Annotated in this window: 24 protein-coding genes; 15 read left to right on the top strand and 9 right to left on the bottom strand. The window is 39.9% G+C overall.

Features of this window, described 5'->3' with window-relative positions:
• Positions 1 to 37 precede the first annotated feature (37 nt).
• The 5 genes from rsgA to E0D95_RS13025 all read left to right on the top strand — a co-directional run bounded on the left by rsgA (position 38) and on the right by E0D95_RS13025 (position 3,044).
• The gene (gene rsgA / locus E0D95_RS13045; protein ID WP_130804303.1) at positions 38 to 1,096 is read left to right on the top strand and encodes a ribosome small subunit-dependent GTPase A; all 1,059 of its coding nucleotides are present in this window, start codon (positions 38 to 40) and stop codon (positions 1,094 to 1,096) included.
• Between the two features lie 92 nt (positions 1,097 to 1,188).
• Positions 1,189 to 1,605 carry a rhodanese-like domain-containing protein gene (locus E0D95_RS13040; protein WP_120370930.1) on the top strand — a complete coding sequence of 139 codons (417 nt, stop codon included), beginning with the start codon at positions 1,189 to 1,191 and terminating at the stop codon, positions 1,603 to 1,605.
• Between the two features lie 10 nt (positions 1,606 to 1,615).
• Entirely contained in the window at positions 1,616 to 1,873 is a 258-nt protein-coding gene (grxC, locus tag E0D95_RS13035) for a glutaredoxin 3 (RefSeq protein ID WP_130804301.1), read from the top strand.
• Between the two features lie 29 nt (positions 1,874 to 1,902).
• The gene (gene secB / locus E0D95_RS13030; RefSeq protein WP_130804298.1) at positions 1,903 to 2,361 is read left to right on the top strand and encodes a protein-export chaperone SecB; all 459 of its coding nucleotides are present in this window, start codon (positions 1,903 to 1,905) and stop codon (positions 2,359 to 2,361) included.
• A gap of 203 nt (positions 2,362 to 2,564) precedes the next feature.
• On the top strand, positions 2,565 to 3,044 hold the full coding sequence (locus tag E0D95_RS13025; protein WP_130804296.1) for a DUF4184 family protein: 480 nt from the start codon (positions 2,565 to 2,567) through the stop codon (positions 3,042 to 3,044).
• Positions 3,045 to 3,084: 40 nt separating this feature from the next.
• Here E0D95_RS13025 and coaBC read toward each other — a convergent pair whose 3' ends face one another.
• A complete protein-coding gene (coaBC, locus tag E0D95_RS13020) occupies positions 3,085 to 4,341 on the bottom strand; it encodes a bifunctional phosphopantothenoylcysteine decarboxylase/phosphopantothenate--cysteine ligase CoaBC (RefSeq protein ID WP_130804294.1) in 1,257 nt (418 codons plus the stop codon).
• 112 nt (positions 4,342 to 4,453) lie between these two features.
• On the opposite strand from coaBC, the gene radC reads away from it, so the two are divergent.
• A complete protein-coding gene (gene radC / locus E0D95_RS13015) occupies positions 4,454 to 5,155 on the top strand; it encodes a RadC family protein (protein ID WP_130804292.1) in 702 nt (233 codons plus the stop codon).
• Between the two features lie 75 nt (positions 5,156 to 5,230).
• The gene (locus E0D95_RS13010) at positions 5,231 to 6,142 is read left to right on the top strand and encodes a bestrophin family protein (protein WP_130804290.1); all 912 of its coding nucleotides are present in this window, start codon (positions 5,231 to 5,233) and stop codon (positions 6,140 to 6,142) included.
• An 81-nt stretch (positions 6,143 to 6,223) separates the two neighbouring features.
• Here the strand turns inward: E0D95_RS13010 and E0D95_RS13005 are convergent, their stop codons facing one another.
• Positions 6,224 to 7,285, bottom strand: coding sequence for an aldo/keto reductase (locus E0D95_RS13005; RefSeq protein ID WP_130804288.1), 1,062 nt, complete (start codon positions 7,283 to 7,285; stop codon positions 6,224 to 6,226).
• A 103-nt stretch (positions 7,286 to 7,388) separates the two neighbouring features.
• On the opposite strand from E0D95_RS13005, the gene E0D95_RS13000 reads away from it, so the two are divergent.
• Positions 7,389 to 8,306, top strand: a complete 918-nt coding sequence (locus E0D95_RS13000) for a LysR family transcriptional regulator (protein ID WP_130804286.1) — start codon at positions 7,389 to 7,391, stop codon at positions 8,304 to 8,306.
• Between the two features lie 4 nt (positions 8,307 to 8,310).
• Here E0D95_RS13000 and E0D95_RS12995 read toward each other — a convergent pair whose 3' ends face one another.
• Complete coding sequence (locus E0D95_RS12995; protein ID WP_130804284.1) at positions 8,311 to 9,162, bottom strand: PHP domain-containing protein; 852 nt, start codon at positions 9,160 to 9,162, stop codon at positions 8,311 to 8,313.
• A 44-nt stretch (positions 9,163 to 9,206) separates the two neighbouring features.
• Here E0D95_RS12995 and E0D95_RS12990 point away from each other — a divergent pair, with 44 nt between their 5' ends.
• From E0D95_RS12990 to mnmC, 4 genes are read left to right on the top strand one after another with little or no spacing between them, the layout of a single operon-like run.
• Positions 9,207 to 9,821 carry a septation protein IspZ gene (locus tag E0D95_RS12990; protein ID WP_130804282.1) on the top strand — a complete coding sequence of 205 codons (615 nt, stop codon included), beginning with the start codon at positions 9,207 to 9,209 and terminating at the stop codon, positions 9,819 to 9,821.
• 31 nt (positions 9,822 to 9,852) lie between these two features.
• Positions 9,853 to 10,155: a YciI family protein gene (locus E0D95_RS12985; RefSeq protein ID WP_130804280.1), complete on the top strand. Its 303-nt coding sequence runs from the start codon at positions 9,853 to 9,855 to the stop codon at positions 10,153 to 10,155.
• A gap of 4 nt (positions 10,156 to 10,159) precedes the next feature.
• Positions 10,160 to 10,657: an SH3 domain-containing protein gene (locus tag E0D95_RS12980; protein WP_130804278.1), complete on the top strand. Its 498-nt coding sequence runs from the start codon at positions 10,160 to 10,162 to the stop codon at positions 10,655 to 10,657.
• Between the two features lie 36 nt (positions 10,658 to 10,693).
• Positions 10,694 to 12,601 carry a bifunctional tRNA (5-methylaminomethyl-2-thiouridine)(34)-methyltransferase MnmC2/FAD-dependent 5-carboxymethylaminomethyl-2-thiouridine(34) oxidoreductase MnmC1 gene (gene mnmC, locus E0D95_RS12975; RefSeq protein WP_130804276.1) on the top strand — a complete coding sequence of 636 codons (1,908 nt, stop codon included), beginning with the start codon at positions 10,694 to 10,696 and terminating at the stop codon, positions 12,599 to 12,601.
• 77 nt (positions 12,602 to 12,678) lie between these two features.
• Here the strand turns inward: mnmC and E0D95_RS12970 are convergent, their stop codons facing one another.
• The gene (locus E0D95_RS12970) at positions 12,679 to 12,993 is read right to left on the bottom strand and encodes a rhodanese-like domain-containing protein (RefSeq protein ID WP_130804274.1); all 315 of its coding nucleotides are present in this window, start codon (positions 12,991 to 12,993) and stop codon (positions 12,679 to 12,681) included.
• 91 nt (positions 12,994 to 13,084) lie between these two features.
• Here E0D95_RS12970 and E0D95_RS12965 point away from each other — a divergent pair, with 91 nt between their 5' ends.
• Positions 13,085 to 13,573 (top strand): YajQ family cyclic di-GMP-binding protein, encoded by a 489-nt coding sequence (locus E0D95_RS12965; RefSeq protein WP_130804272.1) that lies wholly within the window; start codon positions 13,085 to 13,087, stop codon positions 13,571 to 13,573.
• Between the two features lie 33 nt (positions 13,574 to 13,606).
• Positions 13,607 to 14,101 carry a DUF4442 domain-containing protein gene (locus tag E0D95_RS12960; protein WP_130804270.1) on the top strand — a complete coding sequence of 165 codons (495 nt, stop codon included), beginning with the start codon at positions 13,607 to 13,609 and terminating at the stop codon, positions 14,099 to 14,101.
• A gap of 63 nt (positions 14,102 to 14,164) precedes the next feature.
• On the opposite strand, the gene E0D95_RS12955 is transcribed toward E0D95_RS12960, so the two are convergent.
• From E0D95_RS12955 to E0D95_RS12940, 4 genes are all read right to left on the bottom strand, one after another.
• Positions 14,165 to 14,644 carry a GAF domain-containing protein gene (locus E0D95_RS12955; RefSeq protein ID WP_130804268.1) on the bottom strand — a complete coding sequence of 160 codons (480 nt, stop codon included), beginning with the start codon at positions 14,642 to 14,644 and terminating at the stop codon, positions 14,165 to 14,167.
• Positions 14,645 to 14,790: 146 nt separating this feature from the next.
• Positions 14,791 to 15,204, bottom strand: coding sequence for an acyl-CoA thioesterase (locus E0D95_RS12950; protein WP_130804266.1), 414 nt, complete (start codon positions 15,202 to 15,204; stop codon positions 14,791 to 14,793).
• Between the two features lies 1 nt (position 15,205).
• On the bottom strand, positions 15,206 to 15,643 hold the full coding sequence (trxC, locus tag E0D95_RS12945) for a thioredoxin TrxC (protein ID WP_130804264.1): 438 nt from the start codon (positions 15,641 to 15,643) through the stop codon (positions 15,206 to 15,208).
• A 1-nt stretch (position 15,644) separates the two neighbouring features.
• Positions 15,645 to 16,541, bottom strand: coding sequence for an alpha/beta hydrolase (locus E0D95_RS12940; protein WP_130804262.1), 897 nt, complete (start codon positions 16,539 to 16,541; stop codon positions 15,645 to 15,647).
• A gap of 125 nt (positions 16,542 to 16,666) precedes the next feature.
• Between E0D95_RS12940 and E0D95_RS12935 the strand changes: the two genes are divergently transcribed.
• On the top strand, positions 16,667 to 17,002 hold the full coding sequence (locus tag E0D95_RS12935) for a protein tyrosine phosphatase family protein (protein ID WP_130804261.1): 336 nt from the start codon (positions 16,667 to 16,669) through the stop codon (positions 17,000 to 17,002).
• Between the two features lie 137 nt (positions 17,003 to 17,139).
• Here E0D95_RS12935 and E0D95_RS12930 read toward each other — a convergent pair whose 3' ends face one another.
• Positions 17,140 to 21,471 (bottom strand): hypothetical protein, encoded by a 4,332-nt coding sequence (locus E0D95_RS12930; protein WP_130804260.1) that lies wholly within the window; start codon positions 21,469 to 21,471, stop codon positions 17,140 to 17,142.
• Positions 21,472 to 21,563: the final 92 nt, after the last annotated feature.

Genomic DNA, 21,563 nt, shown 5'->3' with positions numbered 1-21,563 from the left:
TATTTTTGCCACCTCAAACAATGGGTTTTAGGAATGAATGGCTTTAATTCGTAAACGACGTCTGACCGAGCAGCAGCAACGCCGCATCGACAAACAGCATAAGGCACGGCAAGAAGAGATCGATACCTCGAATGATCTGGAAGGCTTGGTCGTGCAACATTATGGTCGCCAGCTTGAGGTACAAGCTTTATCTGTTCCAGAGCCTCATCCCGAAAAACCTGTCATCGCTGAAGGGGAACCTGAACCGTTCTGGAAACCTATTGAAATTGGCAGTGTTTGGCGTTGTCATACCCGAACCAATCTTGAATTGCTGGTTACGGGTGATCGCGTAAAATGGCAAGCTGACCCCAATACGGGTTTAGGCATTATCACTGCGATTCATCCGCGACAATCCTTACTGACGCGTCCAGATCGTTATCATAAAGTCAAACCTGTCGCGGCCAATATTAGTCTGATTGTGATTGTATTTGCACCATTACCCGAACCTGCTCCTAGCCTGATTGATCGCTATTTGGTGGCCTGTGCAGATGCCAAGATTCCTGCGCTTTTGGTACTCAATAAATCTGATTTGCTTCAAGAGCATGACCCAATTTTAACCTTGCTGGATGAATACAATGCGCTAGGTTATGAAAGTTTGATCTGTCAGGCCAAAGGTGATCTGTCGACTTTACGCGAACGGCTTGATGGCGAAACAGTGGCTTTTGTCGGGCAATCTGGTGTTGGAAAAAGTTCTTTGATTAATGCCATCGTGCCAGATGCAGAGCAAAAGACCAATGTCATTTCGGAAAACTCAGCGTTGGGACAACACACCACGACTTCAACCCGTTTGATTCGTTTCGGGCAAAATGGTGCATTGATCGACTCTCCAGGGATTCGTGAATTTGGACTTTGGCATTTAAATGCCGATAAAATTCGTGAGGGATTTCCTGAAATTGCAGCACATTTGGGTCATTGCCAATTTCGTAATTGCACCCATACTCATGAAAAACAGTGCGCTCTGAAAGCTGCGGTTGCAGCAGGTGAAATTTTACCGCGCCGACTGGACAGTTATTTGCGTTTAAATGAAGAAATTCAGGATGCGCAACAAAAAAGTTAATTTTCTCGCAACATTACCCTTGAACTGGTGATTTTGATCACCATGTATATGAGCTATACTCGATGTCAATTTTGAGCTGAATTAGGTGACTTGTGGAACGCTGGTTAGAGTTTATGGGGAATCACCCCTTTTTGTTTGGAATTCTTGCTGTTTTAATCGTACTGTTCTTTGTATTTGAAGGACAACGCAATGGTCGCAAGATTTCCCCACAATCCCTTGGGATATTGGTGAAAGCTAAAAATGCCCAGTTGATTGATTTACGTGATGCGGGTGATTTTCGTGAAGGTCATATCAGCGGTAGCCGTAATATCCCGTATAGCCAACTGACCAGCCATGTTGATGAGTTAAAATCAAGTGATCGTCCATTGGTATTCATTTGTAATTTAGGTCAGGTTGCAGGTAGTGCGCTACAGAAAGTCGGTCATGCTGACAGTTATCGTCTTGATGGCGGAATTAGTAACTGGAAAGCGCAAGGTCTACCTCTGGTCAAAAGCAAAGCCAAAGCTTAAGGAGAAATTTATGTCTGCAAATATCACAATTTATTCGACCACAATGTGTCCATATTGTGTCCGTGCAAAACAGCTTCTTGAGCGTAAAGGTGTTGAGTATAAAGAAATTAATTTATCCAATGAAGCACCTGAAGTACGTGTCGAATTGATGCAACGCACCAATCATCGTACCGTGCCTCAAATTTTTATTAATGACCAGTTTATTGGTGGTTTTGACCAGCTTTATGCTTTAGAGCGTGATGGTAAACTCGACCCGTTACTGGGCTAAAACTCGCTTAAATTGTTAAGGAAAAAAGAATGAGTGAAGAACAACAAACTCAACCACAACTCGCTTTAGAACGTCTTTATACCAAAGACATTTCATTTGAAGTTCCTGGGGCGCATGTATTTACTAAGCAATGGCAACCAGAGTTGAATATCAATCTTTCGTCTGCTGCTGAGAAAGTTGATCCAACACACTTTGAGGTTTCATTAAAAGTTGTGGTTCAGGCTAATAATGATGGTGAGACCGCATTTATAGTAGATGTTACTCAAGCAGGTATTTTTCTGATTGAAAACATTGAAGAAGAACGTCTTCCATACATTTTAGGCGCTTACTGTCCAAACATTCTGTTCCCATTCTTGCGCGAAGCAGTGAATGATATGGTTACTAAAGGCAGTTTCCCTCAATTGCTATTAACACCGATTAACTTTGATGCTGAATTTGAAGCCAATATGCAACGTGCTCAAGCTTCAGTTGCTGAAGGTCAGGCTTAAGCTTAGGTCGATAAAAACCACCGATTTCGGTGGTTTTTTTATTGTCTGATTTTTATTGGATCATATGTCATTTACATATATTCACTATAAAGCTATTCGATCATTTTGATTGGTTAACATTCATAATTTACGAAACTGAAAAGTCCCCAATATTCTTAAAATAGCTATAATTGTTTTTACGATAATAAAAAAGTGAAACCACCATGCCATTTACTCCTTTACATTTGGGTGTGGGTGTTTGTTGTAAAACGATAGGACAACAACGCTTTAGCTTTATGATTTTTGCAGGTACACAAGTATTAATGGATATTGAGCCACTATTAGGACTGATCTATAGTTGGCAATATTTACACATCCATACCCATAACCTACTAGGTGCAAGCCTGATTGGAACAATTGCCTTCTTAATTGGCAAACCGATCAGCCAATGCATATTGAAAAGTATAAAATATAAAGACTGGCAAGTTTCATGGCAAACGGCTGCTATTAGTGCCTATATCGGCAGCTTTAGTCATATTTTTCTAGATGCTTTTATGCATCATGATGTGTTCCTTTTCTATCCGTGGATTTTGCAAAACCCGTTCTTGGATATGATTTCCTATTCTATGATTTTTTATGGCTGCCTATTCAGCGGCATATTTGGAACATTGTTATGGTTCTATGTTGCAAAAATTAGAAAATAATAAAGGGCATTAGGATATATACCCTTTATATTCCACCAAGTTAAATTTTACGCTTTAATGCATCCGCAATTGCTTCGACCAATTGCTGCGAAATTTCTTGTTTAGAGGCTTTTTCAAGTTCACGCTTTTTCATATGGTAACTTTGCGCAAAAAATACCGTCATGGCATTTTCATCAGAAGCAAAACCAATGTCTTTACGTGATACATCGTTACAAGCAATCATATCCAGTTTTTTCGCCACCAGTTTTCCTGCTGCATATTCCTCAACATTTTGAGTTTCCGCAGCAAATCCCACCATAAATGGACGCTGCTGTTGCTGTGCAATGGTCGCAACAATATCAGGATTCTTCACCAGAGAAACATCAAGTTCATCACCTGATTTTTTAATTTTTTGTTCCGCCACCTGTGCCACACGATAATCTGCCACCGCAGCCGTTGCGATAAAAATATCACAACCTTCATTCAAGGTTTGCAGACTCGCATCCAGCATTTGCACGGCTGAAGCAACATTGACCCGTTTTACACCGTTTGGTGTATCTAAGGTTACAGGGCCTGCAATTAGGGTGACTTTAGCACCTGCTGCATAACAGGCTGCGGCAAGCGAGAAGCCCATTTTCCCTGTACTGTGATTAGAAATATAACGCACTGGATCAATCGCTTCGCGTGTAGGGCCAGCAGTAATCACGACATGCTTGCCAGCCAATAAACCAAATTTTTCTGCAATGGCGCGTTGCGCTTTATGGAAATATTCACGGACTTGATACGCCAGTTGTTCAGGTTCAGGCATACGTCCTAAACCTACATCTCCACAGGCTTGCGAACCTGCATCAGGCATAATCACATGCACGCCATCTTCAACCAACATCTGCAAATTACGCTGCGTCGCTTTTGCTGCCCACATTTGCTGATTCATGGCGGGTGCAACCCAAACAGGGGCTTTCGTCGCTAGATACAAAGTACTGAGTAAATCGTCTGCTAAACCATGCGCAAATTTTGCCAGCGTATCGCAGCTTGCAGGTGCGACCAGAACCAAATCTGCCCAACGCGCCAGCTCAATATGCCCCATTCCCGCTTCGGCTTCAGGATCCAGCAATTCGGTATGCACTGGATTGCCTGAAAGTGCCTGAAAAGTGAGTGGAGTGATAAATGCCTGCGCGCCATGCGTCATGACCACGCGCACATTAAAACCATAGTCTTTGAGACGACGAACAATAATCGCACTTTTATAAGCCGCAATGCCGCCAGTCACAGCTAGAATAATGTTTTTATGAGGAATAACACTTAAATCGAAGCTCACAAATAGATGACCTATGTGTTGCAGTGGCGCTCACAATAGCATTAAATACGCACATACCCAAGTGATTGGCTATGAAATCAAAATTAAAATAATCGTAATAAGTGACCTTATAATGAATCAATCTATTAAACAATCGATTAAAGCATGGCCTCAACAGGAACGACCTCGTGAACGATTATTGGAGCAAGGGGCAAGCAGCTTATCTGATGCCGAATTATTGGCGATTTTTCTTCGCTCAGGTTCCAGACAACATTCCGCAGTTGAGTTAGCCCGACTACTGATTCAGCATTTTGGAAGCCTTAATGCTGTGTTTGATGCCTCTCAGGAGGAACTTTGCCAGTTTCATGGTCTGGGCGCGACTAAATATTCACAATTAATGGCCGTCAAAGAACTAGGTCGACGCTATCTGAGTCATCATTTTCAGCAAGACCGCTTAAATTTGGACTCATCGCAACTGGTACAGGATTATCTACGTTATGAGTTACAAGGTGAAACTCAGGAAGTGTTTGCAGTTTTGTGTTTAGACAGTCAGTTAGGTAAATTACATTTCAAAAAGTTGTTTTTTGGTTCAACTAATTTTTGTAGTATCTCAATCAAGCAAACTTTGCGCTATGCCATTCAACAGCATGCCAGTTTTATTGTGATTGCCCATAATCATCCTTTTGGAGATGTTCAACCGTCTCCTCAGGATATTGAGATTACAGAACAGTTAAAGCGCGCTTGTGAATCGGTCGAAATCAAACTGATTGATCATATTATTATAGCGAGACATGCCACCTTTTCATTTGCTGAACAACAACTGCTCAATGTATAAAATCATGTTGCAATTGTATTGACAAAGCTTGACCAAGTGGTAAAGATCATAAAAAAAATCAATGCCTGTTGAATCATGATTGTACGCGACCAAACTGATATCATAAAGCTACTGTTTTCTTGGCGCGGAACGATTTTACCTAAAATTTTACCTGCGCTAGGGGTAGTCATGCTGCTTTCTGCAATTGTGGGCGGGCTTGAATATACCCAGATTTATCATTTTCCAGAATTACCATTGGTGGGTTTTACCTTAATTGGTGTGGTACTTTCGATATTCTTAGGCTTTAAAAATAATGCCTGTTATGACCGTTGGTGGGAGGGTCGTAAACTCTGGGGCGCGTTAATTGCTAATGCACGGCATTTTGATCGGGACTGTCGTCTTCTTCCTCAAGGGCGACGTGAACGAATTATTCAGCATGTCATTGTATTTGCCAATGTATTACGTGATCGCTTACGTCATCAAACGGCGCATCCAACGGAGCTGACAGAAACCACAGGCATGAGCCAACAGGCATTGACTCAACTTTATCAACAACATAATGCACCACAATACACCTTAAGCCTGATTCAATGGGAGTTGATGCAATCACTCAAAGAAGGCGAAATTAGTGACATTATATACACCCAGTTAAACCGTTATGTCACCGAACTGAGTCTGGTTCAGACGGGTTGCGACCGAATTGCCAATACCCCGATTCCCTTTGCTTATTCCGTGTTGTTGAATCGCACGGTGTTCTTTTTTTGTTTTATGTTGCCTTTTAGCGTAGGACCAATTTTAGGTTTAGGTACACCGCTGTTAGTTGGAATATTGACCTATACCTTTTTGGGACTAGACGCCCTTAGTTCTGAAATTGAGGAGCCGTTTGGTACACAAAGTAATGATCTACCACTCGACTCGATGGTACGCTTGATTGAAATTGAATTATTGGGCACTTTAGGTCGACCGACTCCACCACCCATTCAGGCACAGGACCATAATTTGCTTTAATGTTAAATTAAATAAAACGCTATCAGCATAAGAATTCAAAATTTGTTAAATATGATCTTTATTTGCTCATTTATTAATCAATTATCCAGATAGGTTATTCACAAATTGAGAATCAACCAGTGCTTTAAAGCGTTCTGAAAATTGTCCGTTCCAATACGGATAATAAGGATAAACTGGATAAATCGCACTGACCTGATTTAATCTTTGCATATGTTCAGTAGATAACTGAATATCTTTGGCAGCGAGGTTATCTTTCAGTTGTTTTTCATTTCGCGCACCAATTAAGACACTTGATATCGTTGGTCGCTGCAATAACCAGTTCAAAGAAATTTGAGGAATGGTATAACCTGTTTCTTCTGAAATTTCTTTCAAAGCATCAATCACTTGATATAAATGATCTTCATTGACAGGCGGTGCAAATTGAGCAGTATCATGCAAACGACTTTCAGCAGGAATCGGGTGTTGTCGATCAAATTTTCCTGTTAAACGCCCCCAACCTAATGGACTCCAGACCACAGCACCGATGTGTTGATCATCATTTAAGGGCATTAACTCCCATTCATAATCCCGACCAATCAATGAATAGTAAACCTGATTGACCACAAACTTTTCATAACCATACTGATCAGCAATAGCTTGTGCCTTCATTAATTGCCAACCTGAAAAATTTGAAACGCCAATATAACGTACCTTTCCACTACGTACCAATTCATCCAGTGTTTTCATCAATTGATGCAGTGAAGTAAAGCTATCAAATTGATGGAGCTGCAAGACATCAATATAATCTGTTCCCAAGCGCTTTAAAGATTGCTCAACAGCATATTGCAAATAGCTGCGACTAAAACCAGCCTTATTCAATTCATCTGAGTTTCGAATACCGACTTTAGTGGAAATAATTGTATTTTTTCTATGTAAGGTTAATGCCTTACCCAACATTTTTTCAGACTCACCATCGGAATATACATCGGCAGTATCAAAGAAATTAATTCCTGCATCCAAACACATCTGGATCATACGATTAGCTTCGGTTTGACTGGGTTGTCCCCAAGCAGAAAAAAGTTGCCCTTTTCCACCTAAAGTTCCTGCACCAAAACCCAGTTCAGAAACTTTTAAACCCGAGTTTCCTAAAAAATGATATTTCATTTCTTTACTCCAAGATTGTTTATCTCATGAAGTACACAATATCGCTATGCTATTTTCAAAAAAACCATGATAATCAAGAAATACTTTTCTGATTTTACTGATAATGAATACAGAAGATTTTCAATTTTTTATTCGGGTTGCAGATCTTGGCTCAATCAGTAAAGCTGCACAGGAGGCCAATATTTCGGTATCTGTCGCCAGCCAAAGGATTCAGCGATTAGAGAACAATCTACAGCTACGTTTATTTCATCGAACGACAAGAAAATTAAATCTGACAGAAGAAGGTAAAATACTTATTGAGCATGGTCGTCACTGGATTTCTGAGTTTTTAAACGTACAACAGTCTTTAAAATTCCAAGACCATACACTCAATGGAACGCTCAGAATCACCACATCTTCAACTTTTGGAACAAAGATTTTAACGGCCATTATTGCTGAGTTTTCTCTTTTACATCCTGAACTAAAAATTTATCTGGATTTAAATGACCAAAATATTGACCTCATTAAATATGGCATGGATTTGGCGATTAGAATTGGGCAGTTGAAAGACTCAAGCTTCATTGCAAAACCATTAAGCTTAAATAAACGCTTATTGTGTGCATCTCCAGATTATCTGCAAAAATACGGTTTTCCTCAGACCCCATCTGAATTGGCAACGCATCGATGTCTTTTACAACAACATGAAAATGGTTTAACTGATCATTGGCATTTGCTTGATGAAAATGCTGAATATCAAAAAATCCGTGTCAATGGATATTTTACAACAAATTCTGGTGAAGCGCTCAGACAAGCATCTTTATCTGGATTAGGCATATCCAATCACTCGATCTGGCATATCGCGGATGATTTAGCCTCAGGTAGACTGGTTCAGGTTCTTCAAAATTATCCAGTCGAATCTACTTCGATTTATGCAGTATGGCCAAATCGCAAGCTTGTTCCATCCAAAGTCCAATTCTTCTTAGAATACTTAAACCATTACTTTCAAACTAAATACCCATGGTATGACGATAAAACAGATTAAACTGTTATCTAAACGCGTTCCAAATTCCCTGCTGCCCTGCTTTAGGCACAGGCGTATTCCCCAGTTTAATCCATGGCATATTATCCCCGTGGAAATCACTGCCAATTGAGACTTTTAAATTGAACTGTTCAACCATACGATCGACCATATGCCGTGTCGATAAAGCCTCACTACTTGGCGGTAATTCAACCGCATCGCCTTGAAGTTGCGCAAACAATTCGATCAAATAACGAACATTGGTTGCCGATAAATCATAACGGGTCGGATGCGCCAATACTGCATAGCCCTGACTCTGGTGAATAATCTGAATCGTCTCTGCCAAACTCAGACCATCAAACTTTACAAAAGCACGTTTTCCTTCTTTTAAAAACCGATCAAAAGCTTGTTGTGGACGTGAAACAATACCCTTGTTCACTAGGGTTTTGGCAATATGAGTTCGAGTAATACGATCAGGCTCACCATCCACTAAAGCCAACACATCTTGATAGATATCCTGCCCAATACAGCCTTGAAGTAACTGGCAAATTTGTTTGGCACGTTCTGCACGGATCTTTTTTTGTATCTCAAGCGCATCCAGTAAGGGTTCAGGTTGTTGCATATCCAGTGCCACAATATGCACCCCATAAGTTTTTTTTGTAGCAGGTCGCGACCATTGACTCGAAATTTCTACGCCAGAAATGATCTTAATATCATATGCTTGAGCGGATTTTCGAATTAAATCGACGCCATCCATGGTGTCATGATCAGTCAAGGCCAGCGTATGCAGTCCACACTCGACTGCCAATGTGACCAATGCATCTGGTGACAAAGTTCCATCAGAAATATTGCTGTGTGTATGTAAATCTATGCCTTGCATCTTTATACTATGCCACTTCGTTGATCCAGTTTAGATACTCTAACATGAAAGCACTTTTAGACTTTGTGCCCCTCATTATTTTCTTTTATTTATATAAAACCGTCGACCCCAAAGATACTCAGCATCCACTGTTACAGTTGATCGGTTCCGCAGGGGGAGTCGATAATAATAATATTTTGGTGGCGACCACAGGTCTGATCATTGCCATGCTGATCATCTATGGTGGTTTGTTCATCACCCAAAAATTTCGTCTGGAAAAACAACAGTGGATTGTGCTGTTTATGACCGTGATTTTCGGTGGTATTACCCTCATGCTCAGTGATGATTTTTATATTCGCTTAAAAGCGGTGATTCTCAATCTGATTTTTGCAGGGGCATTTTTACTTTCACCTATGTTCAGTAAAGATAAGAAACCGCTGATTCAACGTTTATTTGGGCCTATTTTTGAACTCAATGCAAATGGCTGGAAAAATCTGAACTTTGCTTGGGCAGGCATGTTTGTGGTGATGTCATTGCTGCATTTCTTTTTTGCTTTTATTTTTATGCAGGGCAAATATTGGGGTGAATTTACCGCTTTTGGTGACATGATTGTGATGTTTTCCTTTATCATTATTCAGTTTATTGTGTTGCGTAAATACTTTAAATCACCAGATGCTTAACCTGCTTAAAACGAACCACTGAGATTGCACCATGCCATTATTTGTCGTCACCTGTACCGACCACGACGGAACGGTAGAAAAACGTTTAGCTGTCCGTCCTCAACATCTGGAACGCCTACAAAAGCTGGACGATGAAGGTCGTCTGATTGTCGCTGGTGCCATGCCCAAAGATCCTGCCAATCCGCAAGCAGGTTTTTACGGCAGTACCCTGATCGTTGATTTTGACAGCCGCGAAGCTCTCAATGCATGGCTCAAAGATGAACCTTTTCTACTCGAAGGCGTTTATGCAAACATTGAAGTGAAGCCTTTCAATAAAGCCTTCCCGAAAGAGTAAAATTATGTCCACCATCTCAAAAGTGCTTATTGGTTTATCATTACTCTGTTCAACCGTTTGGGCGGTGGAACCTGCACCGAGCACCACAGTAGCAGCGACTACACCTGCGACAGCACCTGTCACCGCAGCAGCGACGACTAATGCACCTGCCAAAGCTGTGCCTGCCACTAATGGTGCTGTTGTTGATCCCAATGCTCAAGCTAAACCACTGACAGCCGAACAAATTGCCAAAGCCAAAGCTGAGCAAGATAATAAAATTAAGGCTTTGGTCAAAGATCAGGAAGGCCGACTGAAACAACTGGAACAAGCCAATCTGGATGCATTGACTCAAAATCAGGAATTACAACTCAAAAATGATAATTTGCTGGTTCAGGTTCAAGTCTTACAAAGTGAACGTAGTGCACAAATGTTCCTTTATGGTGGCGCCACCATGGGCGTCGGTGTTTTCATTGGATTTTTGATTGCCAGTTATATTCACACCAAACGTCGCCGTCAGTGGTAAAATTCACCCTTTAAAACGATTTTAAAGGTTTTTCAAGTGACAAGTGCTGGCATTCAAACGGCTGAACTAGATTGGGAATCTATCGATGGGATCGATATTCCGATTTCCAGACAGTTCGGCGATGTTTATTTTTCCAAAGCCAATGGCTTACTTGAAACCAGACATGTGTTTTTAAATGGCAATGATCTCAGCACACGTTTAAATCAATTACAGCCTTTTCAATATTTCTGTGTGGGTGAAACGGGGTTTGGTACTGGCTTAAATATTTTAACTTTGTGGCAACTCTGGCAGCAGGTTCGACCCGATAACCAGAGTCATTTACATGCGATTAGCGTTGAAAAGTTTCCTTTAAACAAAACCGATTTGATTCGTGCATTAAATGCATGGCCTGAACTCAAACCTCTAGCAGATCAACTGATTGCACAATATCCCATTCCAATTGCTGGTTGTCATCGTTTAAATTTTCCCGAAGAACGTTTTAGTCTGGACTTATGGCTTGGTGATGCACATGATGTATTTCCTGTTATTGAAAAAACCAAAGCCGTCGATGCGTGGTTTTTAGATGGATTTGCGCCGTCTTGCAATCCAGAACTCTGGGAAGAACATGTTTTAAATCATATTGTACGGCTTTCAAAGATTGGGACGACCTTTGCATCATTCAGTGTTGCGGGCGTACTTAAACGCGGCCTTAAACAACATGGCATGACCATTTCCAGACCCAAAGGTTTTGGTCATAAACGCGAAATGCTCAAAGCGATCTGGCAAGCATCCGAGCAAGAAAATGAATTAGACCATCAGCACACCGTATCACCATTCAAACAGCAGCACATTGCGATTATTGGGGCGGGAATCGCAGGTTTAACTGTGGCATGGACACTGGCTCAACGTGGGCATCAAATTACAATTTATGAGCAAGACAAGCCGCTTTCAGGCGCATCTGGGAATCCTTTAGCTTTACTCAATCCCAAATTGTGTCCAATTGGACAAGCACATGAACATTTAATGACCCTGACATGGCAATATGCTTTAAATTTCTATCCCCAATTCCAAGCGTTTCGTCCCCTTCACATCAATCAACTGGCACAAAAAAATCCAGAAGATTTACTGGGTTTAGCTGAACAATACCCAACAGGATTATTACAAACACAAACGCCTGAGCAAAGTGAAATTTCCTCAACTTTTTCCAGTTTAAAACTAACTCAAGCTGGCGCAGTTTCACCCCATCAACTACGTGATCAAATCCTGAAACATCCAAATATTGAGCTTAAAATCAGCAAAGTCACGCAATTGATCGAAACGGACTCGATGGTTCAACTGATGCAGGATCAAGCTAATTTAATGCAGGTCGATCAAGTCGTGGTATGTTGTGCCAAAGCCAGTCAGGATTTGTTTGAACAGTATCCTTTGCTCAAACCGATTCGTGGTCAGGTCAGTTGGCTAAATAATCGTGAACATGCTTTAGCCTTTGATCAAGCCTATAGTTATGGCGGTTATTGTATGCAGCTTGATCATGAACATTTGATTTTAGGTGCTTCTTTTTATCCAAATCGAGAGGATGACCAAGTTCTCGCAGAAGATCATGTGCATAACTTTGATTTAATCCACAGCGTATTTCCTAAATACGCAGCGCAATTGCCTAATCCGGCTGTCTGGCAAGGACGTGCCTCAGTACGTGCGCAAAGTGCTGATTATTTTCCTTTACTTGGGAACATTCAGGAAAACGCTAAAATTTTTACTTTTGCTGGTTTGGGGTCGAAAGGATTTTTATTTGCGCCGCTGTGTAGTGAAGTTTTGGCAGCATTGATGTTAGATGAAGCCTGTCCAATACCGACCACTTTATTACAAAAGCTCAGTCCTCGTCGCTTCATCAAAAAATTAAAAGCTAAAAAACCTTACTTTAAAACAGCTCCCACTTTGCCAAGTGAGTCATCTGATTCTTGCTGATGATGGCCTAATCTGTCTTTTATTTCGATGCTTGCAAACAGATGATTCATAAAAAAGCACCCGAGGGTGCTTTTTTATTAACTGCCCTGTTCTAAAGGCAAACCAGCATCTTTGGCAGCGCGGGTTCCACCCATGAGAATGACATATTCGCGTTCAGTATCGAGACCGTCAAGCAATTCTGCCGCGCGTGGTGCTTTGCTGCCACCACCACATAAAATATAAATCGGCTGATCCGCAGCCACCTGAGTCAAACTATCGGCATTTAAATCATGAATGGGTTGATTTATTGCGCCTTTAACATGCCCTTCAGCATATGATTTTGCGTCACGGACATCCCAGATAATGGCATTTTCTGGGAACTCAAATGTCGTAATTTCTTGTTTACGGATCATTGTGCACTCCTTTGATGTAAACAACACTTGGCAAATGAAGAAAACATCCCTAGCATCTCAGATATTCTTTCACTTTGCAAAGGTCTAAGCTATGCCTTCTTTCGATATTGTTTCTGAATTAGAGTTATTTGAGGTTAATCACGCCGTTCAAAATACCCAAAAAGAGATCGCAACACGTTTCGATTTCCGTGGACAAGATGTTTCCATTGAGCTCAATGAAAAATCCAAAGAGATTAAAATCAGTACTGAAAGTGATTTTCAGTGCGAACAGGTTTATAACATGCTGGAAAATCACTTTTATAAACGTAAAATTGACGTACAGGCATTAGATCCGCAAAAAGCCACAGCTTCTGGAAAAAACGTAGTACAAGTAGTAAAACTTAAAGATGGGCTTGACTCTGATACCGCAAAAAAAATTAATAAAGCCATTAAAGAAAGTGGCATTAAAGCGCAATCTTCTATTCAGGGAGATAAAATTCGTGTAACCGATAAAAAACGTGACACCTTACAACAGGTCATGGCTTTTCTAAAGGAACAGCAATTCGGACTTCCATTACAGTTTAATAACTTTAAAGATTAATTTCAGCACCGTTATTTTTACACAGGATGCACTATGTCACAGGCCAATCGTTTATCCAAACTGGTGAAAGCCACGTCAAAGTTTCCGAAAAGTATTCGTAGTACGCTCTGGAGTAAAGCTTTCGGTCGTATTGTCCCGATGGTGGGGACAGCCAATATTCGATATCTGGAAGTTGATCAAAATCATGTGGTAGTCCGTCTGGAAAATCAACGCAATATGCAAAACCACATTAAAGGTGTGCATGCTGCTGCAATGGCGTTGCTTGCTGAAACTGCAACAGGTTTTTTAACAGGTCTACATGTGCCAGATAATCGAATTTTGCTGATCAAATCGCTCCATGTCGATTATTTAAAAGTGGTACAAGGTGGTTTGACTGCAACCGCAACATTATCACCTGAACAACAAAAATTTATTGCCGATAACGACAAGGGCGAATTATTGATTCCTGTGACCGTCATTGATGATGGTTCAAATGAACCGATTCATTGTGAAATGTTATGGGCATGGTTGCCTAAACGTGCAAAATAACCCATTAAATTTAATGGTTAAAGCCCAAGCAAAAGTTTGGGCTTTATTTTATTTCGTGAACAACTAAATAAAACCTTCTACAATCGCCACGACTTGCTTTAAATAATGAGCATCGATTTCATCAAAACTATTGAGTGTATCACTGTCAATGTCCAACACTGCCACGCACTCCCCCTGCTGCATAATCGGTAATACAATTTCAGATTTTGAGTCAGAACTACACGCAATATGCCCCTCAAACTGATCTACATCTAGCACCAGTATAACTTGCTGTTGTTGCCATGCGCTTCCGCACACCCCACGCCCTTTTGCAATACGTGTACAGGCAATTGGCCCCTGAAATGGTCCCAGTACTAATTCATTGCCTTTAACCAGATAAAATCCGATCCAAAACCAATTAAATTGTTGCTTTAGTGCCGCACAGATATTGCCAAGATTAGCAATTACATCATTTTCATCCGCAACAATTGCTTCAATTTGAGGAATGAGAGCCTGATATTGCCCAGCTTTATCACCCTGATGAATAGTTAATTCTTCTGCCATAAGCCTGATCCAAATCGTAGTATTGTATCGGATCAGACAACAGGTGTTTTATCCATTTATGTGAAAAGTAAATCTTTGCATCATTTTTGCTTATATATTCGAAAAAAATCCAGCATTTATGCTGGACTTCTTATGATAAAAAGCATTTAAGCAGTCAAAAACTTCTGCTTCACTTCGTCAGGTATTTGACGTTTATTGCCTTTTACATCCACAGCTACAAAGGTAAAAATGCCTTCCGTCACTTGTTTCGCCTGACGTGACTCATCATGACTATCCCAAACTTCAATCTGAATCTGGATGGATGTATTGCCTACTTTTAAAATTTTGGTATAACAACTAATCACGTCACCGACTTTAACAGGCACCAGAAAAGTCATCTGATTAATTGAAATAGTTGCACAACGCCCTTTACTAAAACGTTCTGCATGAATTGCGCCAGCCAAATCCATTTGTGAGACAATCCAACCGCCAAAAACATCACCACTCCAGTTGGTATCGGCAGGCATTGCAATGGTTTGAAGGGATAAGGTTCCTTCAGGTTTTTTGAAAAATTCTGACACATTAACTCCGGGCTTGGGCTTGTAATTGCTGATCCAGCCACTGTTGTAATTCGCTGGATCGAAGCGCGCCACTTATTCTACCAATTTCGTTGGTTTTATTCATCAAAACCAGTGTCGGAATACTACGAACATGAAAAGCCTGACTTAAACGTGGTGAAGCTTCCGTATCAATTTTAGCAAAAATCACATGCGGATTATTCGCTGCAACCTGCGCGAAATGCGGTGCCATCATTTTACATGGACCACACCAATCCGCCCATAAATCAATCAAAATCGGTAAATCACTATTGCTGACATAATGACTAAAATTTTGCTCATTCAACTCAATCGGCGCGAGTGGAATCAGTGCAGTTTGACATTGACCACATTTAGGATCAGCATTTAATTTTTCTTCTGGAACCCGATTTTTAGCACCACAACTTGAACAAACGATAATCATATTACGCCACTCCAGTATATTGATGTAAAAATTCTAATTGGGTTGCGACCGCTTTTTCAAACCATTTTCCATGATAAACATCAAAATGATACATATCCCACTCATGATAGGTCACAAAGGGGGCGATATTGGTCGCGGCTTCACGACTAGAATCGATTGGAACCAAACTATCCTGTTTTGCCACAATAAATAATACGGGAATGCTAATATCACGTACATTTTGAATCGGGCGATAACGAATGAGTTGGAATAGGGCGCGAGCAGGTACCTCACCACTCCAGTAATAATCAGGATCTACAATGGATAAATAACCTTGATAGCTATCAGGAGTGGGAAAAAAGGAAAGCTGTTGTTGTGCAACGACGGGCAAAGTTTTTGGATTTAAACCGACTTTTGAGCCCATATAATCCTGACTAGATAATTTAAGTGCTTTAGGGAGTTGTTGAATCGGGTAAATTTTAGCTGTTTCAGCACCGTCGACAAAAGGCACTTGTACCATGATCGAAGAAATATTTTTAACTTCGCTTGCAAGATTCAGCACATAGCCGCCACTTAAGCCTGTGCCCCAAAGCACAATACGTCGCTGATCGACCCATTTACAATTACCCATATATTGAATAACCGTTTTCCAATCTTCAAGCTGATCTTTTAGCGAAATCAGTTCTCTAGGCTTTCCTGTACTGCCGCCCCAATAGCGATAATCAAACAACACGACCGCATAGCCAGCCTGAGCAAACTTTTGTGCATATTGAATAAGTTTAAACTGACGTAAGGCAGCAAATTCATGGGCCATAACAATCACAGCAGGCTTTCGAGCTGCTTTAGGACGATAAAAATCAGCAGCTATCGTTTCTTCACCAATCGGAACATACAGTGGTTCAACTGTATAAGCAGGCATACGCGCTCCAATGCGTTATATTTTGGTTATCTTGAGTTATAAATTTTAAAAGCACACTTTAATGTGGCGTGGTGCTTAATGCTATGATACAGCATAAACGTTTTTTTAAATTTTGGAGTGACGAAATGACGGATAATGTTGGTTTTGCAGGTCAAATTGGCCCAGAACATGTCGAACAAGTGGTCGAAAAAGGCTTTAAATCCATCATTAATAATCGACCAGATCTGGAAGGTGGTTCAGATCAACCGACCAGTGCACAGATTGAAGAAGCTTCACGCAATGCAGGATTAGACTATGTTTATCAGCCTGTCGTTGCGGGTCAAATCTCAGAATTGGATGTACGCACTTTTGCCAATCACTATAACGAATTACCTAAACCTATTTTAATGTTCTGTCGCACAGGTAATCGTTCAAATAATCTGTATCAATTGGCTAAACAAATGGATTTATTGGATGACTAAAGTTTTATGTCTGAGCCTCTTAGGTTTTTGTATGATATTCAGTGGTTGTAGTACGATCAATGTACACCCCACAGCTAGTGTGATGGTAGGAACTGGAGTGTAAAAAAAACAGCGCCGAAGCGCTGTTTTTTATTATTTTATGGGCATGAGGTAGTTGTACCATACGGACTTGTTAAATTCGGTCCATAACTACCGTCAGTACTATAATCCGACTTCAATGGCGGTAGTCCCAAGTTATAAACAGTTCGATTAGGAAGCGATGCGATAGTCGAAGAGGCACCTATCTGAACATTTAACCATTGCGCATAAATCTTAGGGTAACGGATAATAAAATCAAACTTACCATCTGTATCCGTCGTATAGGTTGCTGTTGCTCCTTGGCCCAAGAACGTCGGAACTTTAACAGGAATATTTGTTACCTGACTGTTTGTAATTGGTGTTCCAGAAGCATTTACCACACAGACCATACTTGGATGAATTACCCAATCCTCTTTCTGATTTCCTAACGCATCAGTCACGAGATCCCAACTATATTTTCCTTTAACATAAAGTGTAGGAGTAATATCCATAACAACTTCTTGTTTAGCTAAAGGCTTACCATCAAAATCAGTCACACTGACTGACATATTACGAGTGTAGTATACGCCATCACTAGAAGTACCAACTTCTGTAGGATTTACACCTATCACGATAGAGGCAATAGGGTTCTGTACAACCGCTTGAACGATATCTACCAAAGAAACCTGAGTCGCATTTGTATAGCCAGCTTCTTTAAAACTTGCATTTAAACGCAGATCATCCGTTGCAAAATTCGTCGCACTGTAACCTATATTCCGTGCCGTTTCATCAACTTTGATTTTGAAAACAGCCTGCCCATTGACGTCCGTCGTTAAACCAGATGGACCAACAATAATTGCACCATTATTAACAAAATTTTCAATACCTAGGGTTACATATTGATTAGATACACCACCACCATTTTGATCAACCAGTGTCACAGTCACATCTGAAGTATCATTACGCACATTCAGCGTCGGTTTAGCTGATGAAATACGCAATGAATATCGTGCTGGTAAATCTACATCAGGTTGTGTTGGCTGTTTAAACGCATTTAAACGAGCAATCTGTGTTGCAATTTCTCCATCTTCATCAGTATATGTTGCAGTTAATTCAATACCACTAGCAATCAATAAATCAGCGTCGATTGTCTGACCATCTATGGCAACAGAAAAGAAAGCATTACCATTCGAATCGGTTTTTAAGGTCTGAGGCGTACCACTTGTATTTGAAGGGGTGCTACTACCGGGATTACCAACAATTATTCCCGCCGAATTATTTGCCGCTAATGTTACAGATTGATCCCTAAATGGTTGATTATTTCTATCTAATAAAGTCACAGTAATAATAGATCTATCACCTTTAACATTTAAATTAGTTTTTTCAGGCGTGATTGTAATACTATTCTGGTTTACCATTTCATAAACTTTAAAATTAATGGTAGCTTCTATTTTTTCACCTTTAGGATTGGTGATATATCCCTTAACTTGAATTCCTTTATCTAACAGCGTTTGCTTTGCAGGATTGGAAATATCTTTAGGAATCGTTACAGTAATAGGCACCATCCCATTCGCGGAAGTCACCACTGAATCAGCACTGAGTTTGATTCCGGCATCAATTGCTTCAGGGTTTAAAGATAAATTCACTGGGTAGCCAGTATTTGCACCTAATTCATCCTTAACTGCAACATTAACTTGATACGTTTTACCTACATTCAAATTACCCAAACTCAGGCTAGTAATTTCTGAAGTTAAACGTAAATTTACTGAATCTTTAGGAATTGCAACTTGTATAATTCCAGTCTGTTGAATACGATCACCATTATTTTGGTTTGTTCCAACAACAGCAAAACCAATTCCATTTTTAATGAGGTTAGCATCATATTGTCCCTCAGCAACTTTTACTGTGAATGTTGCTTCACCTTTACTATTGGTGGTGAGTGCCGTATCTGACAAAGACACTCGAGAACCCACTAAATTCGATAGTGCAATTGCAAGTGGTGTATTCGCAATGGTTTTGCCACTAGCATCTTTTGCAACAACTTTAACCTGAACTTCGCCACCTAATACAGAGACTGTTGGTTCGTAAGTAAAAGTAAGAGTTTGCAAATCAGGAATGATGATTGGAGGGGTGATTAATTGAACAGAACGTGTCGCAGAAATTGTTGAACCAGAGGCTTGAGCAACAATCGTCAATCCATTTGCAATCAAGTTCTCTATTTCTTTCGTATTTTTAGGTGTTACATTGATGGTAAAAGTTGCTTGTCCATTTGTATCGGTAACTTGGGTTGCATTTGCAATAACAGCACCATTTTGCAAAGGCGCAGTATTTATGCCAAGACCAATACTTTTATTTGCAAATGCTTTACCATCTGTTCCAATCGCATTTACTTTCACTATCAATGTTGTTGTTTTATTGACTTCTAATGTTTTAATACCATCAGTATCAATGTTTAATGATTCAAGTGCAATTTCTGATGATGCTGTTGGTTCTTTAAAGTTTAAAGATAAAGTTTGTGTTTTACCATTTGCAGCTGTAGCCAGCAGTTTTACCCCTGCCAAAGCTAATTGCTTTTGTTGATCTGTACCAGCATAGGTATATTTAAACTTAAAGGTTGCATAACCTTCTGCATTAGTTGTCTGTATTAGTGAACCATCCGCTTTCAATCCCAAGGCATCTAACTGTTGATCAGATAACCCCATACGTTTTAAAGAAATGGTTTGTCCAGACAGACCGCCATCATCCTTTGTTCCATTAGCTTGAACTGTAATCGTAATATTTTGATTTTGTGAGTAATCAAATATTTTTACAGGATCGAATGATAAATACCTAACTTCATCATCGGCCTGAGCTTTAGCTTTAACTTCAATCTTAATACTTTGACTTATATCATTATCGGTTTTAAATGTTGCAATAATACCAGCCGAAACTAATGCATTAATAGCTGAATCAGTAGTTGCATTTGTTTTCAACTTAAACGTAACAAAGCCGCTACTATCAAAAGACTGTTCAGCATTAGCAGTCCCATCGCCACCTGTAAACGTTACGCCATTAGAATTAGCTTCGGCATTCAAGCTAATCTTAACTTTTCCTTTAGTTGCCGCTTCACCCTTGTTATTAATACCTTTAACTCTAATTGTGACAGTATCATTCTGTGCATTGACCGTATATGAAGATGCAATTTCTAAACGTTGCAAAGCTTGTTGATCTGCTGCATTTGTATCTGCGGTAATCACACTCACAGTGTCTTGCGCAAATATCTCAGAATTGTCTGAATATACTGCTTTTAAATTAATGCCTTGCTGAGTTAAAGCAACTGGATAACTTGAATTTGACTTCAATGTAAATACAGCATAGCCATTTGCATCAGTTGATGCTTCAGGCTGATCAATAGTCACGCCATATGCATCGCTTTTATCCGTAAATACGAGCTTTACTTTTTTATTAGCAAGTGCAACATCATTACTGTTTTTTGCACGAACCTTGATGGTAGTTGTCCCATTCTGAGCAACTATTGGTGCATCTGCTTTGATGATCTCAAGTTTTTGTACAATTTGAGAAACATCTTTAAAAGTAATAGAGCCTGATACCGTCTTTTCTGCTTTATTTTCATCAATAAGCTTAAAACTCAAAGACTGTGAGGTCGATACAAATTTTTGAATATCGTCATTACTCAAGTCCGAATTTGCAACAATTGTAAATTTTGCTTTGCCCTGACTATCCGTGCTTACATTTGAACCAGTTGCAATAGAAAATTTGCCTTGCATTTCTACTGGAAGTGTTAGGGTGATTGACTCCCCAGCTTTTACACCACCATTTTTATCTGTCACTGTTGCCGAAATATCCGCCGAACCTTTTGGCAGATTTAAAACCACACCTTGTTGAATATTAAGATTATAATCACTAACTATTGTACTAGTTTTCTTAATGTTTAACGTATAACTCTGCTTAATGGTTGTCCCGTCAACAACAGCTGTTAACTGTACTTTGCCAGATGAACCTGTAATAGTTGGAACACTGACTTCAAATACTGCAATACCATTATCAGCAGTAGTAACTAAAGAAGCTTTACTCGTAACACCTAGCTTATCGCTATCTGCAATTGCTAGCCTAACCTGCTTATTTGCAATTCCGCCTTTATCTGCATTAAGAACCTGTACCGCAATTTGGACAATAGAATTATCATTTACTTGTTGAATTTCAGTACCATTTGTATCTTTTAACTTTATATCAATACTTTCAGCTACTGTAGAGCTATCAGTTGAGGAGTTATTACCTCCGCTATTGTTATTAGTATTGCCATTGTCATAATAACCGTCACTCCCCCCCCCACCACAAGCAACTAATGCTAAAGAAGATGCAAGAATTGTCGATTTTACCCCTAATTTTTTCAAATTAGCTAAATAAGTCATAGTTTATTCCATCTTTTATAATATATTTATGCCAAAATTAAACTCATGGCGATTATACGAAAATTTACTCAAATTAACATAATTTATCAATC

Origin of the sequence: Acinetobacter ihumii (assembly GCF_900625095.1) — a bacterium.
In the GTDB taxonomy this organism is placed as follows: Bacteria; Pseudomonadota; Gammaproteobacteria; order Pseudomonadales; family Moraxellaceae; genus Acinetobacter; species Acinetobacter ihumii.
The sequence above is the reverse complement of the archived record's forward strand: the minus strand, read 5'-3'. Positions and strand labels throughout refer to the sequence as shown.

Coding starts and splice junctions, on each gene's coding strand:
- rsgA (WP_130804303.1), top strand. CDS start 38: ATGGCTTTAATTCGTAAACGACGTCTGACCGAGCAGCAGCAACGCCGC.
- grxC (WP_130804301.1), top strand. CDS start 1,616: ATGTCTGCAAATATCACAATTTATTCGACCACAATGTGTCCATATTGT.
- secB (WP_130804298.1), top strand. CDS start 1,903: ATGAGTGAAGAACAACAAACTCAACCACAACTCGCTTTAGAACGTCTT.
- E0D95_RS13025 (WP_130804296.1), top strand. CDS start 2,565: ATGCCATTTACTCCTTTACATTTGGGTGTGGGTGTTTGTTGTAAAACG.
- radC (WP_130804292.1), top strand. CDS start 4,454: ATGAATCAATCTATTAAACAATCGATTAAAGCATGGCCTCAACAGGAA.
- E0D95_RS13010 (WP_130804290.1), top strand. CDS start 5,231: ATGATTGTACGCGACCAAACTGATATCATAAAGCTACTGTTTTCTTGG.
- E0D95_RS13005 (WP_130804288.1), bottom strand. CDS start 7,285: ATGAAATATCATTTTTTAGGAAACTCGGGTTTAAAAGTTTCTGAACTG.
- E0D95_RS13000 (WP_130804286.1), top strand. CDS start 7,389: ATGAATACAGAAGATTTTCAATTTTTTATTCGGGTTGCAGATCTTGGC.
- E0D95_RS12995 (WP_130804284.1), bottom strand. CDS start 9,162: ATGCAAGGCATAGATTTACATACACACAGCAATATTTCTGATGGAACT.
- E0D95_RS12990 (WP_130804282.1), top strand. CDS start 9,207: ATGAAAGCACTTTTAGACTTTGTGCCCCTCATTATTTTCTTTTATTTA.
- E0D95_RS12985 (WP_130804280.1), top strand. CDS start 9,853: ATGCCATTATTTGTCGTCACCTGTACCGACCACGACGGAACGGTAGAA.
- E0D95_RS12980 (WP_130804278.1), top strand. CDS start 10,160: ATGTCCACCATCTCAAAAGTGCTTATTGGTTTATCATTACTCTGTTCA.
- E0D95_RS12970 (WP_130804274.1), bottom strand. CDS start 12,993: ATGATCCGTAAACAAGAAATTACGACATTTGAGTTCCCAGAAAATGCC.
- E0D95_RS12965 (WP_130804272.1), top strand. CDS start 13,085: ATGCCTTCTTTCGATATTGTTTCTGAATTAGAGTTATTTGAGGTTAAT.
- E0D95_RS12960 (WP_130804270.1), top strand. CDS start 13,607: ATGTCACAGGCCAATCGTTTATCCAAACTGGTGAAAGCCACGTCAAAG.
- E0D95_RS12955 (WP_130804268.1), bottom strand. CDS start 14,644: ATGGCAGAAGAATTAACTATTCATCAGGGTGATAAAGCTGGGCAATAT.
- trxC (WP_130804264.1), bottom strand. CDS start 15,643: ATGATTATCGTTTGTTCAAGTTGTGGTGCTAAAAATCGGGTTCCAGAA.
- E0D95_RS12940 (WP_130804262.1), bottom strand. CDS start 16,541: ATGCCTGCTTATACAGTTGAACCACTGTATGTTCCGATTGGTGAAGAA.
- E0D95_RS12935 (WP_130804261.1), top strand. CDS start 16,667: ATGACGGATAATGTTGGTTTTGCAGGTCAAATTGGCCCAGAACATGTC.
- E0D95_RS12930 (WP_130804260.1), bottom strand. CDS start 21,471: ATGACTTATTTAGCTAATTTGAAAAAATTAGGGGTAAAATCGACAATT.